14 protein-coding genes are annotated in these 14,082 nt (G+C 41.7%); 4 read left to right on the top strand and 10 right to left on the bottom strand.

Features of this window, described 5'->3' with window-relative positions; genetic code table 11:
- Nucleotides 1–64: 64 nt before the first annotated feature.
- Nucleotides 65–622: a glutathione peroxidase gene (locus LZG71_RS10055; RefSeq protein ID WP_233819963.1), complete on the top strand. Its 558-nt coding sequence runs from the start codon at nucleotides 65–67 to the stop codon at nucleotides 620–622.
- A 118-nt stretch (nucleotides 623–740) separates the two neighbouring features.
- The gene (locus LZG71_RS10050; protein ID WP_233819961.1) at nucleotides 741–1,637 is read left to right on the top strand and encodes a 1,4-dihydroxy-2-naphthoate polyprenyltransferase; all 897 of its coding nucleotides are present in this window, start codon (nucleotides 741–743) and stop codon (nucleotides 1,635–1,637) included.
- Between the two features lie 144 nt (nucleotides 1,638–1,781).
- Here the strand turns inward: LZG71_RS10050 and LZG71_RS10045 are convergent, their stop codons facing one another.
- The 7 genes from LZG71_RS10045 to LZG71_RS10015 form a co-directional block, all read right to left on the bottom strand.
- Nucleotides 1,782–3,566: an SGNH/GDSL hydrolase family protein gene (locus tag LZG71_RS10045; protein WP_233819959.1), complete on the bottom strand. Its 1,785-nt coding sequence runs from the start codon at nucleotides 3,564–3,566 to the stop codon at nucleotides 1,782–1,784.
- 73 nt (nucleotides 3,567–3,639) lie between these two features.
- The gene (locus LZG71_RS10040; protein ID WP_233819957.1) at nucleotides 3,640–4,089 is read right to left on the bottom strand and encodes a DUF4920 domain-containing protein; all 450 of its coding nucleotides are present in this window, start codon (nucleotides 4,087–4,089) and stop codon (nucleotides 3,640–3,642) included.
- A gap of 90 nt (nucleotides 4,090–4,179) precedes the next feature.
- Nucleotides 4,180–7,677, bottom strand: a complete 3,498-nt coding sequence (locus LZG71_RS10035; RefSeq protein ID WP_233819955.1) for a gliding motility-associated C-terminal domain-containing protein — start codon at nucleotides 7,675–7,677, stop codon at nucleotides 4,180–4,182.
- A gap of 15 nt (nucleotides 7,678–7,692) precedes the next feature.
- Nucleotides 7,693–8,319: an ABC transporter ATP-binding protein gene (locus tag LZG71_RS10030; protein WP_233819952.1), complete on the bottom strand. Its 627-nt coding sequence runs from the start codon at nucleotides 8,317–8,319 to the stop codon at nucleotides 7,693–7,695.
- A 36-nt stretch (nucleotides 8,320–8,355) separates the two neighbouring features.
- Complete coding sequence (gene bla / locus LZG71_RS10025; protein WP_233819950.1) at nucleotides 8,356–9,207, bottom strand: class A beta-lactamase, subclass A2; 852 nt, start codon at nucleotides 9,205–9,207, stop codon at nucleotides 8,356–8,358.
- 216 nt (nucleotides 9,208–9,423) lie between these two features.
- A complete protein-coding gene (locus tag LZG71_RS10020; protein ID WP_233819948.1) occupies nucleotides 9,424–10,623 on the bottom strand; it encodes a hemolysin family protein in 1,200 nt (399 codons plus the stop codon).
- Nucleotides 10,620–10,859, bottom strand: a complete 240-nt coding sequence (locus LZG71_RS10015) for a hypothetical protein (protein ID WP_233819946.1) — start codon at nucleotides 10,857–10,859, stop codon at nucleotides 10,620–10,622. The genes LZG71_RS10020 and LZG71_RS10015 overlap by 4 nt, the downstream gene beginning before the upstream one ends.
- Before the next feature lie 235 nt (nucleotides 10,860–11,094).
- On the opposite strand from LZG71_RS10015, the gene fbaA reads away from it, so the two are divergent.
- Nucleotides 11,095–12,174 carry a class II fructose-bisphosphate aldolase gene (fbaA, locus tag LZG71_RS10010; RefSeq protein ID WP_233819945.1) on the top strand — a complete coding sequence of 360 codons (1,080 nt, stop codon included), beginning with the start codon at nucleotides 11,095–11,097 and terminating at the stop codon, nucleotides 12,172–12,174.
- Nucleotides 12,175–12,245: 71 nt separating this feature from the next.
- Here the strand turns inward: fbaA and LZG71_RS10005 are convergent, their stop codons facing one another.
- The 3 genes from LZG71_RS10005 to LZG71_RS09995 form a co-directional block, all read right to left on the bottom strand.
- Nucleotides 12,246–12,653, bottom strand: a complete 408-nt coding sequence (locus tag LZG71_RS10005; RefSeq protein WP_233819943.1) for a putative toxin-antitoxin system toxin component, PIN family — start codon at nucleotides 12,651–12,653, stop codon at nucleotides 12,246–12,248.
- Nucleotides 12,643–12,867, bottom strand: coding sequence for a hypothetical protein (locus tag LZG71_RS10000; protein ID WP_233819939.1), 225 nt, complete (start codon nucleotides 12,865–12,867; stop codon nucleotides 12,643–12,645). Before LZG71_RS10000 ends, LZG71_RS10005 begins: the two co-directional genes overlap by 11 nt.
- 61 nt (nucleotides 12,868–12,928) lie before the next feature.
- Nucleotides 12,929–13,312, bottom strand: a complete 384-nt coding sequence (locus LZG71_RS09995) for a helix-turn-helix domain-containing protein (RefSeq protein ID WP_233819937.1) — start codon at nucleotides 13,310–13,312, stop codon at nucleotides 12,929–12,931.
- Nucleotides 13,313–13,407: 95 nt separating this feature from the next.
- On the opposite strand from LZG71_RS09995, the gene LZG71_RS09990 reads away from it, so the two are divergent.
- A complete protein-coding gene (locus LZG71_RS09990) occupies nucleotides 13,408–14,040 on the top strand; it encodes an NAD(P)H-dependent oxidoreductase (protein WP_233819933.1) in 633 nt (210 codons plus the stop codon).
- Nucleotides 14,041–14,082: the final 42 nt, after the last annotated feature.

Below are 14,082 nucleotides of genomic sequence, written 5' to 3'. Positions count from 1 at the left end.
TTTTGCTATTACTTTTAACCGATAACCAATAATTAATATGGACTTTTTAAAGACAGTTTTTATCATGATTACATCACTGATCACGGGTATTTTTGCCGACAAAAGCGAAATTGTAAAAAGGCCTGCCGAAGTACCTGTTGCCAAGCAATCTTTATACGATTTTAAAGTAAAGTCTCTTGTTGGAGACAAGGTAGTTGACCTAAGCCAGTATAAAGGGAAAAAAGTGGTTATTCTTAATGTTGCATCTAAGTGCGGATATACCAAGCAGTATGCTGACTGGGAAAAATTCAACAAGGATCATGGAGACAAAGTTGTTGTATTGGGTTTCCCGTCCAACAACTTTGGTGGCCAGGAACCAGGTACAAGCGAAGAAATCGCGACGTTCTGCTCAGCGACTTACGGTGTTACGTTTCCAATGTTTGAAAAAGTAGAAGTGAAGGGAGAAAACAAAGCGCCTCTTTACAAATGGCTAAGTACAAAAGATCTTAATGGCTGGAACGACAAAGAACCTTCATGGAATTTCTGCAAATATGTAGTGAATGAAAACGGTGAATTGACCCAGTTTTTTGCCTCTAAAATACTTCCTACTGATCCTGAATTTTTGAAGGCAGTAGGAATCTGATACATGTCAATTGTGATTACAATATCGGATAAGTGATTAAACCCATAGCCATGCATTGTAAAATGTGTATGCCTATGGGTTTTTAAATACCTCTCCAAAATAACTTTTACGAAAAACAATGAAATCCTGGATAGAAGCAGCACGTCCCCGCACATTACCTCTTGCCCTTTCCTGTATACTAATGGGCAGCTTCCTGGCTGCTGCAACGGGAAATTTTAGCTGGACAGTCGCTTCGCTCAGCGTACTGACGACGATATTGTTGCAGGTACTATCCAACTTTGCCAATGATTACGGTGATGCTGTAAACGGAAAAGATACCGAACTGCGGGAAGGCCCTATACGTGCAGTTCACTCGGGCGCTATTCCGGCCTCCACCATGCTCAAAGCCATTATCGTTTTCTCAATCCTTGCGCTGATTTCCGGGATAGCGTTACTGACCATTGCTTTGAAAAATGCTCCGGCGAATACCTTTTGGGTTTTTCTCGGAATCGGGATTGCCTGTATAATCGCGGCCATAACATATACAGCAGGAAAGCGCCCATATGGCTACGTGGGACTGGGAGATTTATCTGTTCTTGTATTCTTCGGCTGGGTAGGCGTTATTGGCAGCAGCTACCTGCATACGCTGGTTTGGAACTGGGATTTGCTACTACCTGCTAGCAGTTGCGGACTTTTTGCTGTGGGTGTATTGAACATCAACAACATCCGTGATATCGAATCGGACAGAGCTACTGGTAAAAATTCAATTCCTGTAAGACTTGGACGTGAAAAGGCGGTTATCTATCACTGGACGATATTGCTTACAGGCATGCTTTGTATTTTGATTTATACGATCCAAAACTTTTCCAGCTTTACCAGTTTGCTTTTCCTTCTTAGTTTTCCCTTGTTTATCAAAAACGGATTGGCAATTACGAGACTAAAAAAAGCATCAGAACTCGATCCATATCTCAAACAAATGGCATTGTCTACGCTTTTGTTCGTAATTCTGTTCGGTTTGGGGATAGTGTTGAATTAGCTGTTCGATTTGAGTGAAAAGTGAGATGATTTATTTTTCACTTTTTTTGCCATTAAGACACGAATGTTGGTAGGCCGGGCATAAAATAATTGGCTACAATGTGCCCCCCACTTTTCACATTTTACGTCTCACTCCCTAAAAAAATCACTTCACATAAGGCTTTATTGCAGCTCCCAGCTTTGTATATCCCTTTTCGTTTGGATGCAGACCGTCGGAGAACATGCCTTCGTCAATTTTGCCATCGGATTTTAAAAATACTTTTCCGGGATTGATGTAATGGATGTTTAGTGATCCGCATAGTTTGGCGAGTTGCAAATTGATTTTAGTTACACGTTCTTCCTGATTTCTTCTCGGATAAATTCCTATCATGTAAAGTCCAGCCGTGGGTTGGCGCTGTTTAATCGCATTTATCAACAATTCCCAGCCTTCTACAATCTGCTCGTCAGTATTATGTTGAAGGTTATTGGTACCAATATTGACGAAAATTTGATTGGCTGTAAATCCATCCAATTCGCCGCTGTAAATACGCCACAACACGTTTTCGATCCTGTCCCAACCATAACCTGCATTCAGAACTTTGTTTTTCCCGAATGTATCCGACCATGACGTTTCTCCAACTGCGCGCGGACCTTTTGGCAATCCTCCCCAAAAATGTGTGATGGAATTACCAATCACCACGGTTTTAGGTGGAGTTTTAGAATTCAGTTCTAAAATATCCCGGTGCCGGGTTTCCCAATCATAATTATTCAACTCTCGTAGCTGAGTACGTGGCCTGGTCGTCATCATCGTCCCAGCTTCTTCATGCAGTATTTTACGAAGGTGTTTTTCGTAGCCCTGCGCATAAAGCATCATGCCAAGGTCTGTCGGATGCGTGCCATCCACCATAGTTTCAATTCCCTGTTGAAAATCATCACTTGGAATAAGGTAAATACCCTGTATTCCTTCCGCCTTTAGTTCGGCAAAAGTTTCAGTCAATACCTTGTTTGCTTCCTGACAATAGGAAAGTCTTTTGGGATTAATGGCGCCATCCGTACAGCCGGGATGCCCTGCCAACGCAATTGGTGTATCCGTGTGTTTATTTTTCAAAGTCCTCACCGCATCTTTGATTCGCTTGGCTACTTCCGTTGCGGTCATACTGTAAACACTATCGGTGCGAATGGTCAGATTTGGAAGACAATCGAGAATGTAAACACTGGCCTCCACTTCGGCAACAAGGTCGGTCACTTCCTTTTCCAGTCTTCCGTTTCCAGAAAAACCCAGATTAATGAGCGGCCGATCCATTTTTCGGCTCAATATGGAAGTCCATGCCATACCGGGACGAGATGCACAGGCACCCTGCATGATGGACGTACCATATGCAACAATAGGTTTTTCAGGTCGTATAGGTAAAAATTTAAACTCTGTCCCTTCGGGAACCCCGACTTCCAGCCATTTCACGCTGTTGTATAAAGGAAGAAAAAGCCGGTACTCCCGACCATGTTTATGATATTGATCGTTAGGATTGAGATTCTGAAAATCATATGAAATAGTATCCTTAAAAGCATATTTTCCCGCACACCAAAGTTCATCACCATCACTTGAAACGGCGTATAGATCCACGCCGCTTACACCAGTTGCAGGCATATGAGGCAAAGCATGATTTCCACCGACTGTATACCTGATTTTAATCTGTTCAGCGTTTGAACGAAAACGGATCATTAAGCCAGCAGACTGCCTGGATAAATCCCAAACCTGTTTTCTTACATCCTTCTCTGCACGGGCCGGAAATCTGTCATACGGATTTTTCACTTCCTTCGACCAGGCCCGTCCTTCTACTACGTTTTGCGCTTCATTTTCCGGATTTCTCCATTTTAGTACAGCTGACTGAGAAAATGACTGGTTTTTGACAAAAACGAAGAGTACGAAGAATATAAAAATCTTGATTTTCATAAATAAAAAATGGACACCAATGTATTGCTACAAAAGTGTCCTCAGTAAGGTTATTACCTATTACGGTGCTAAACTATTTAACAATTACACCGTCAGCTATAAATGTTAACTCTTGCTTTGGCTCGGTAATCTTTGCAATTTCTTCTTTGCTTTTACCGGCATCCTGCGCATAGTGCTGTAAATGTTCAACCGAAACCAGTTTTTTCTGTGCTTCTCCTTCGAAGACAACCGTTTTTCCTGCTATATCTTTAGGAACAAAAAATGCATAATCTTTAAACATTACACGCATTGTTTCACCGTTATCCATTTTCACCTTCATCCAGCAACCTTTAACCTGACAAACCGACTCCACAGTTCCGGTAACTTTGGCATCCATTTTCTCTTCCTTTCCCATTTTTTCAGGAAGAGCACTTGCGGTTATCGCTTTTTTCGCATCTATTTTTTTACCAAAACTTTCATCCGTTTGAGCCTGAACAGCACAAAAAGACACTGTCATAAATAGAAGTGCAAGTATTTTTTTCATGTTAATATTATTTGATTTGTTTGCTTATGTAAAATTAATATAAATAAGAGAGCATGAAAGCATTTGAATAAATAAATCCTGGTTCTCAGATCATTCCAGCACTTCGAGCCAGCCTTTACAGTTTTTCCCGTTTGGTGTATTCACAACGTAGTAATAGGTTCCATTACTAATTCCTTTCCCCCAGTCATTTTTGTAATCCGCCGACTGAAATATTTTCTTCCCCCAGCGATTGTAAATTTCCAGTGAAGACTTTGCAACCGGCACATGAAAAAAGTCATTTTTACCATCGCCGTTTGGTGTTATTACATTCGCAAGAATGAATGGTGGCTCAGCGTTCAGCTTCTTCGTAGCAGATAAAGCGCAACCGGCTACATTGTAAGATGTGAGGGTTACAACATATTCACCCGGAGTTTCATAAACGTAGTTCTCAACGTTCACCTCATTTACCGCATTACCGACACCCAGGTTCCATTCATGCCTGGCTGCGTTGGAGGTCTTATTTAACATTCCATAGCTAAATGGCCCATTGCAGGATTCTCCCGATCTCACGATCTCAAAATCTGGTTCATAGGAACGATCCACGTTAACCGTAATTTGCCTGATCGGCTTACAGCCATCCGCATACAAACCTTCAACGGTATATGTGGTTGTCGATTCCGGTTGTACCGTAACTGAATTCCCGAAAGTTTCGGGCAAGCCGGGTGCAGCCAACCAGCGAAATTTTGTTGCTCCGCCCGTAACAGAGAGTGTGGTCGAAGCTCCGGCACAGACTTCCAAATCGGGCATTTCAATAAAATCAGACTTCTTTTCTACACTCACTTTCACCTGCCTCGTCACTTTACATCCTTCCACATTGCTTATTTCTACGGTATAGGTTGCACTTTCATTTATAAGAATTGCTGGCGAAGCACTTAAAGAATCACGCATTCCTTTTGATGGTGACCATTTGTATTTCGTACCCCCAGAAGCGCTCAGTTTTAAAGTAGTATTTTCACAAACCGTTGTGTCTGCAGTAACCGTGGCGTTAATGGTTCCCACAACAATTTTCTTTTGCGCCACATCTACCCTTTTGCACGACAGTCGATTAAAAGCTCTTAAAGTAACTATGTATTCACCAGGCGTTCTGAATACAAAGTCACCGCCGTTTTCCTCTCTTGAAATGGTACTGCCATTTACGTCCCATAGGTAATCTACTCCTCCTTCGCTGGTATTTTCAAATGACAATGTCAATGGTGCGCAGCCACTTAGTACATCTTTCTTGTCTCCATCGTAAACATCAAAGTCTGCTTTCAGTCTGTCAATATCAATTTTGAAGGCAGCATTGTTACAGTTTTCACTCTTATTGGTTGTCGACCACGCCTGGGATGTCACCGGGAAATGGCTGCCACCGCAGGCACAAGTCGCATGGTAGATGACGCCATTTTTATCAAACCTGCTTGTACCTCCATCGACGTGGTCTCCCTGCGAATTACCTGAACGATCCAGACTACCGAAGTAGGTGGCATACAGCAACGACTTTGCCCCTTCTTCCAAAATGGCTATGTAAAAATTGTTGCCATTGGTTTGAGATTGAATAGCATCCGGCGTCACAACCATTCCATTTGTATTACTTGCCAGGTTATGTAAGCTTACAATGTTGACATCTCCACCCCAGCCTGCGATGTAAATATTGCCACATTCATTAACCAAAAACGCAGTTGGAGAAATGTCAGGCGTACCTCTTCCCGAACCTATTACCGTTGAAAAAACTGTTTTGCTCAAATCAGCACTCAGTGCATGAATAAACTGACCGCTTTTCGCATTGCTGTAAACGCCGCTGCTCACAGGGTAACTGCCGTAGGTTATTCCGTATACATAGACATTTCCACTTTTATCAAGATCCAGAAGATATGCACCATCAGACGAGTCGGTACCCAAATAAGTGATTCCTGCAAGTTTTTCATTCGAATACCTGGCTATAAAAGCGTCTTCATCTCCTTTTAATTTTGGCTGAATTGCGGTTGTATGCACCGCCAGATTCGTGCTTTGCGTAATTCCTGTTAAGTAGGTATCTCCGCTACTGGTCACTTTGACAGAAAACGCAGCATCGTATTCATTTCCACCTACATAAGTGCTCCATAGCAACGTATTGAGATTGGTGGTAAGTTTAAACAAAACACCATCCTGCCTGCCAGACAAAGTGCTTTGAACCGGATTTCTCAAGGGAAAATTAACTGACGTTGTGGAAGTTACCGCTATGATGTTATCCTCCTTATCTACCACCACTTCTCCTCGAAAACTGTCTCCGTAGTTTTTAACGGTCACGTTTTCTTCTGTACTCAATCCATCGTTACCACGGCCACCAATGAAGGTTGATGCCAAAAGCTGTTTGCCCTCTGTCGATAATTTGGCAATAAAAATGTCACTTCCATTGGGCATATCCAGCCCTGAGATTGGGAAGACAGCTGTACCTCCTCCAAAGGTTTTCTGAAAAGCAGTAGTGGTTGCAGGGAAATTAAGAGAAGAAGTTGTACCAAGAATAACGAGCTCTTTTTTACTATTGACGATCAGGCTATTGGGAATATCTGTACTGCTGCCACCCAGATAAGTTGCATAAAGCAGTTCGCTCCCATCGGGGCTAAACTTCATGATAGCCACGTCGACCATTCCCTGAAAACGTACCTGATAAGCACCAGTTGTTGTAGGGAAATTGCTTCCAAAAACGGTCCCTCCGGAATATAGATTACCGTCATCATCATAAGTAGCGGTATGCCCCCAGTTGTCAGCCGCCGAACCAGAATAAGTTGAAAAAATCAGTTCCGGGTCAATAACCAGCTTTTCAGATTTGTTGTACCCATCGGGAAGAGCAAAATGAACGGTGTTTCCGTCTTTCAGGACAAATTTTGATTTCACTTCAACCGTTTTTTTCCCAACCTGCTGAAAAGAATAGGGAACGGCTTCTTTAAAAGACGATAGCGGCGTTTTTATGATAACCTGCCCCTCCTCACTTAACGAAAGATCAGATGCTCCTTCATATTTGAGTGCGATAGCATCCGCATTAGACGATGGTTGCAAGATGAACTCATATTTGAGCGTAAACTCGTGCATGTATATGCGCATATCGATACCCGGATAGACATTTTCATAACGCACCTCTTCAAACGCCTGAACATTGGAAGCCCATGAATCTGAATTGTTCCCAAGAAAATAATTGAATTGAGATTTTACCGGTCGCGTAGCTTTATGGCTTACAGTAGCAGAAGCGTTGAGCATTTTAACTTCAACCCCGTGCGCTGCAATGCCATTGAGAACGGGAGCTTTTAGGCTGTTTGGTTTAGAGGCAGCTGCATTTTGAGCGACTCCGTTCAGACTGACTGCATCATTCAGACCGGACCGTTTTCCATGCAAAGCGGCAACTTTGGCAGCATCATAAAACACGTAAACAAGTGATTGTTTTTTCAGGAAAAGAAAACCTCCCGGAACTTCGGTACGGTATAGGATATCAGAATCCCATTGTCCTTTGTTCTCAATAAAATACATACCTCCGGCATTGACGACGGAAGACACAAAGAGAAGGTAAATCAGGAGAAACAGTACATTTTTTATCATACTTTCTCATTCTAATTATATCTGTTTGAACGCGGAAACAGAAATGATATTTTCACAAAACTCATATTCTTGTTTTACATTCGAACCCAACAGCAGCATCTGATTATCAGTATATCTGGTAACATTATCGATATACCATTGAAATCCCTGCGTATCCAGGTTCGTTGTAGGTTCGTCAAGAAAAATGACCGGCACATCGGACATAAAAGCCAGTCCGAGTTTCAGTCGTTGTTTCATTCCTGAGGAAAAATGCCTGATCAACTTATCACTTGCATGGGCAAGTTGTATAAAATCTTCGAATTCGGGTAAAGAAATGCCATTTTTCAAAGGCTTAAACCTGGAATGAAAGCTAACCTGTTCGCGAAGCGTGAACTCCTCCACAAGCTCCATGTAAGGCGCTGCAATCACAATGTGTTTATACCACTGGTCTGTCTCAATGTTTTTACCATTCGCATCGGTGTACTTAATAACTCCTTCCGAAGCAGGAAACATTCCGGTCAAAAGCTGCATTAATGTCGATTTACCGCTCCCATTAGGTCCGACAAAAGTATATTTTTCTCCGGCCAGCAGATCAAAACTGGCATTGCGGAAAATCCATTCCCGAACGAACTTCTTGCCTATATTTTCAACTGTGATTTGCAATGGTTGCTTACTTTTTAAAATGGGATAAAATTGTAATTATTTAGCTGAATAGTAATCCCATGCGGCCCTGGTAATTTTAGCGATAACTCCGTCACGTGTCTTTTCATCAACACGCGTCTCCGATACGTACACGACGACTGCAATTTGTTTACCATTTGGCAGTATCATAATGCCGGCATCGTTGGCCGCCGCCAGTATACCCGCTGCATTTGTTCCTGATGTACCTGTTTTGTGAGCAACAACGGCATCTTTGGGTAGCAATCCCTTCATTCTATTGGGGCCAGTTGTAGTCTCAATGAGTAATTTCATCAGAAATTCAGTGCTCGTTTTAGAAAGCTTCTGTGATTTGTAAAACACATCCAGCAGTTTCAACATCCCTGACGGACGGCACCAATTCGTATACTGCACATCCCAACTCTTTGACATTTCTTCTTCCGTAGCAACGATGTTCATTTCCTTCACGCCAAGACCTTTCACATATTTGTCAACCTGCTTCGGACCACCGACAAGCCTGAACAGAATATCGCATCCATTGTTATCGCTTTGTGAAACTGTGTATTTAAGTAAATCTTCAATAGTAACGTCTACCCCGCCCTCAGGATATTTCTTTTGTAAAGGGCTCCACGTTTTAGGATTCAAGTCTTCTTTTGTAACATGTACTTTTTGGCTTAAAGACAGCTTTCCTTTATCCACCTGACCCATCACTGCCATTCCCAAAGGAAATTTGAAAACGCTTTGCATGGGAAACTGATGATCTTCATTTAGCAAAATTTTCTCCCCGGTTTTCAAATCCATGATCCCAACTCCCACTATTCCTTTTGCTTCCTCCGAAATTGTCTCAATGTCATGCTTCAAATTCGCTATTTGAGCAAAAACCAAATTTTGCATCAGCATGAAAAGTGTAAGTGATGCGAGAAAAAGTCTGGAGAAGTTGTTAGTTGTCAATGGGTAGTTATTAATGATTAAATGTTAATTGTTAATGCGTTATTGTCGGACGCGACCCCGGTTAATTCTTAATTCCTTAAATTCTTTATTCCTAATGCTTAACTTCTTTATTCTTAATTCTTAACTCCTTAATTCTCTAACTTCTTAACTCCTCACTCCTTAATTCTTCACACCCTTCTCTTTTTCCTCAATTTTCAACCGCACCAATTCAATTCTTGTATCCTGCATGGAAACCACCTGAAACGAATAGGGCGGCAAGTTGAGCGTATCATTCACATCAGGTAAATCGCCATGATGATGAATGATCATTCCGGCCAGTGTGTCATAATCCCCTTCTGGTAATTCCCAACCATATTTTTCATTCAGATAGTCGATTTCATGACGGGCGCTGAGAATGTAAGTATGATCATCAATGGCTCTCTCCGTCCAGTCTTCGGTCGAATCATATTCATCCTGAATTTCCCCGAATATCTGCTCCACCACATCTTCTACACTCACAAGACCCGATGTCCCGCCAAACTCATCCACTACCAAAGCAAGGCTTCTTCTTTCTTCGAGAAAACGTAGCATAAGGTCACTGGCGGGCATCGCCTCAGGTACAATAAGAATCGGAGTAATAATGTTACTGATTTCCTTTGGCTTTTTGAATAGCGATAAGGCATGGCAATATCCAAGAACGTCATCCACAGAATCGCGGTGTACAATAATCTTGGAATGACCGCTGCTCAGGAAAATTCTTCTCAGATCCTCTATACTTGCATTTACGTTAACTGCGGAGATTTCTGTACGTGGGATCATACAATCGCGAATGCGTAAATCCTTAAAGTCAAGCGCATTGATAAACATACGTTCTTCAATACTGTGATCGTCAAAATCAGGATCATCCGCCGAAATGGCGTCGTCGCGGAGGGATGGCGAAAGGATATTCTCTTTTACAAAAGGCTCTATGACCCAGAAAAGCGGGGTTATGAGCCATTCTCCAAACTTTACAGCAAAGGTTTGAAGGTCAAGTAAGGCAGGAAAATTTCGTCCAATTTTCACCCAGCTGGTGTAGGACAACATCCAGAATACTGCAAGCGCAACAAACAGCAAAAACATTACAAAGTTTTCACCTGAACCTCCACTGTTTATTAAAGCTGTGTATACAAAGCCCGCTGCCGAAAAGCATCCGAGCCCAACCACAAGGAGGCGCAGCATTCGCAGAATTCTCCTCCAATAAAGGGTCTGATATACCTCCTCTGCTTTTTCATGCCGCATTGAATAACGGTCGATTGAAATATCAAGTAATACAGAGCGAACTGCTCCGTAATATCCTGCCAACACGAAAAAAACAACTGCGGTAATGAAAAGGAATATCATTTTTTAGCCGATTTGGTGGGCAAGTTTTTTGCGGCCTCCGCCTTTGCTTCCTCTTCTCTTTTTAGAAGTAAAGATGCTTTAAGACGCCGGAACTGGAAATTAAGCAAACACACAATGCTCAGTAGCAGGAGCCAGTAACTTTCTGCCATTCCGGCACGGCGGAATTCTAAAATCCAGACAAAAAAGAAGCCGGCGGCAAGTGCAAGTAATATGGTTTTTATTAGCTTGGGATTCATAATATATCGGTATTCAATTCAAGAGAAAAAGCTGTTGCTTTCTGCATTCCTGTTCAAAGATACGCAGATTGGTTTAAAATGACCGAAGGCAGGCAAATGTTCTGCAAATCGCATAATAACGTTCCAATATTCATTTCAATTTCTGTAAAATACCTAACTTGCAGCAATTGCTGTACGATTCAGTGCAATTATCTGAATTGTAAAATTATTTCTTGAAAAAATATCCTATTTTACTATGAGCGAAACCACTAAACGCTTTGCACCTGGTGTTGTAACCGGTGATGGAGTTAGCGAAATTTTCCGTCATGCCAACCAAAACAACTACGCCCTTCCGGCAGTTAATGTGGTAGGTACCAATTCAGTAAACGCAGTTCTTGAAACGGCAAAGGCTGTTAACAGCCCTGTAATTATACAGTTCTCCAATGGCGGCGCTATTTTCTATGCAGGAAAAAGCCTTTCTAACGCAAACCAACAGGCTGCCATAGCAGGTGGTATTTCCGGAGCTCAGCATGTGCACCAGATGGCTGCACTTTACGGCGTTCCTGTAATTTTGCACACCGACCACTGCGCTAAAAAATTGCTTCCATGGATCGATGGTCTTTTGGACGCTGGCGAAAAACATTTTGATCAGTACGGAGTGCCTCTATATAGCTCTCACATGCTGGATCTTTCGGAAGAGCCGATTGAAGAGAACATTGAGATTTCTGCTAAATATTTCGAACGTATGGCCAAAATAGGCATGACGATTGAAATTGAACTTGGTGTAACGGGTGGCGAAGAAGATGGAGTTGATAATAGCGATGTCGACAGTTCGAAACTTTACACACAGCCAGAAGAGGTTGCTTACGCATACGAAGAGCTTCTGAAAATATCTCCAAACTTTACAATTGCTGCTGCATTTGGAAACGTTCACGGTGTATACAAGCCGGGTAATGTGAAACTTGAACCGAAAATTCTTCACAATTCTCAGGAATTCATCAAGCAGAAATTCGGAACCGGTGAACTTCCTGTAAACTTCGTATTCCACGGTGGATCAGGATCTTCACGCGCTGAAATCCGTGAAGCAATTGAATATGGTGCGATCAAAATGAACATCGATACTGACGTTCAGTGGTCAACTTGGGAAGGTATTTTGAAATACTACAAAGAAAAAGAAGGATATCTGCAAACCCAGCTTGGTAGCCCGGACGGACCAGATTCTCCAAACAAAAAATACTACGATCCACGCGTTTGGTTGCGCAAAGGTGAAGACAGCATGATCGCTCGTTTGAAAGTTGCATTCGAAGATTTGAACTGCATCAATCAACTGGGTTGATTTTAACTGAAATAACAAAAGGCCTGCAAGTTCGATTCGAATGTGCAGGCCTTTTTGTTGTTATAAGATTTTTAGAAAGAGCTTAAAAATGCTGCTGCATTTATAATTGGGATGTTTCTGAATGTATTAAGAACAAGGAGGTCGAGATCTCCCGAAATTATACAAACCGCCTTTGCACTTATTGCAAGCTCCAAAAACATATTGTCTTTTGGATCCCTGCAATCTGTTACAACCACATCAACATCTATTTGCAGAAACCGAAGAAGAAATCTATCTGCAACTTCTTCTCTTTCTTCAATAGTGAAATATTTATCGAATTTTGCACGAAACAGCACATTTAAAAACTCATCCCAGGTTGAATTTGAATAAACAATTTCTCCCAGAATCATTGCTCGCTTAATCGCCAAAGCATTTGTAGAATTGGGCGAGAGTGCTGCACTGATCAGCGTATTGGTATCAAAGACAAACCTATTTTTCATTCAGGATTTGCTCCAATATTTCATCACTGAAACCTTTTTGCTCCGCTTTTGCTCTTAGTTCTTCCAGAAATGGCCACACATCCTCAGCATTTTTTTCCAAAATTGTATTGAGAAACTGATCGACCTCCTGAGATACTGCCTGTTTTACCTCCGGCGTAGCATTCCGCCATCTACGAGCTAAATTATCTCCAACTTCAATTACAATCCGATCCATAAGCTAAAAAATTTACAGTCGCTTTTAACAAATATACAGAATTTGAGTTTAATAATTTACCTTAAACCAACACCTCCGCCTTCCCCATTATCCTCTCACGGTGGGTTGTTCCCCAGTCACGAAGCACCTCTATAACAGGCTTTAACGAATGTCCGTATTCGGTTAAAGAGTATTCAACCACCACCGGGATGGAGTCGTAAACGGTCCGTTTCACCAAACAATTGGCTTCCAAATCTCTCAACTCCTTTGACAACATTTTATCAGTAATATTGGGAATTTCCTTGGCCACCTGAGAAAAACGCTTATTGCCAAACATCAGTGAGATGATGATTGGCAATTTCCACTTTCCACTTAACACTTCCAACGCATCCCGAACAGGCAGAATGCTTCTGGTACATTCGCCCAGAGTATGCTTTTTCGTTATTATTTGTTCTGCCACTTCCATTTTTATACTTATTTAACTATCCTTTGGTATAGTACTTACAAATATATAGTATATTTATTTAAGTTTGCACATCAATATTTAACAGATACACAAAAATGAGTGACCTTATAGAAAAACTAAACTGGAGATACGCTGCAAAGAGAATGACTGGCGAATCTATTCCAGAGGAAAAATTAAATACAATTCTTGAAGCCATAAAACTTTCCCCATCTTCAGTTGGCTTACAACCTTACAATATTCTTGTTATCAGCGATAAAACATTAAAAGAAAGGATTTTTAACGAGGCTGCGCAACAACCTCAAATCAAGGAATCTTCTCACCTTCTTGTCTTCGCAGTTTGGGAGAAAATTACAGCTGAGCACATTACTCAATACATGAATCTGATTGCAAAAACCCGAGGCATCGAGGTTGCTTCCTTAGAGCAATTTCAGCAAAAAATTTCGGATAGTATTCTGGATAGAACAGAGCAAACAAACTTCGACTGGGCAGCCCGCCAGGCTTATATTGCATTAGGGCATGCATCTGTTGCTGCTGCAAGCGAGCATATAGACTCAACACCCATGGAAGGATTCAATAATGCCAAGTTGGACGACATTCTAGAACTGAATAAAAAAGGTTTGAAAAGCGTAGTTATGATGACCTTAGGTTACCGTGACAGTACGAGTGACCACCTTGCTTCTGCAAAAAAAGTAAGAAGATCTAATGAGGATCTTTTTACAGCGATTTAGCTGTTAGGGCAAAGCGGCAGTAACTTTCGTAACTACGCTAAC

It is taken from the genome of Dyadobacter sp. CY312 (genome assembly GCF_021390535.1).
Classification (GTDB): Bacteria; Bacteroidota; Bacteroidia; order Cytophagales; family Spirosomataceae; genus Dyadobacter.
This window is presented reverse-complemented; position numbering and strand designations above follow the sequence as displayed.

Coding starts and splice junctions, on each gene's coding strand:
- LZG71_RS10000 (WP_233819939.1), bottom strand. CDS start 12,867: ATGGATCGGATTGTAATTGAAGTTGGAGATAATTTAGCTCGTAGATGG.
- LZG71_RS10015 (WP_233819946.1), bottom strand. CDS start 10,859: ATGAATCCCAAGCTAATAAAAACCATATTACTTGCACTTGCCGCCGGC.
- LZG71_RS10005 (WP_233819943.1), bottom strand. CDS start 12,653: ATGAAAAATAGGTTTGTCTTTGATACCAATACGCTGATCAGTGCAGCA.
- LZG71_RS10020 (WP_233819948.1), bottom strand. CDS start 10,623: ATGATATTCCTTTTCATTACCGCAGTTGTTTTTTTCGTGTTGGCAGGA.
- bla (WP_233819950.1), bottom strand. CDS start 9,207: ATGCAAAATTTGGTTTTTGCTCAAATAGCGAATTTGAAGCATGACATT.
- LZG71_RS10045 (WP_233819959.1), bottom strand. CDS start 3,566: ATGAAAATCAAGATTTTTATATTCTTCGTACTCTTCGTTTTTGTCAAA.
- LZG71_RS09995 (WP_233819937.1), bottom strand. CDS start 13,312: ATGGAAGTGGCAGAACAAATAATAACGAAAAAGCATACTCTGGGCGAA.
- LZG71_RS10040 (WP_233819957.1), bottom strand. CDS start 4,089: ATGAAAAAAATACTTGCACTTCTATTTATGACAGTGTCTTTTTGTGCT.
- LZG71_RS10050 (WP_233819961.1), top strand. CDS start 741: ATGAAATCCTGGATAGAAGCAGCACGTCCCCGCACATTACCTCTTGCC.
- LZG71_RS09990 (WP_233819933.1), top strand. CDS start 13,408: ATGAGTGACCTTATAGAAAAACTAAACTGGAGATACGCTGCAAAGAGA.
- LZG71_RS10035 (WP_233819955.1), bottom strand. CDS start 7,677: ATGATAAAAAATGTACTGTTTCTCCTGATTTACCTTCTCTTTGTGTCT.
- LZG71_RS10055 (WP_233819963.1), top strand. CDS start 65: ATGATTACATCACTGATCACGGGTATTTTTGCCGACAAAAGCGAAATT.
- fbaA (WP_233819945.1), top strand. CDS start 11,095: ATGAGCGAAACCACTAAACGCTTTGCACCTGGTGTTGTAACCGGTGAT.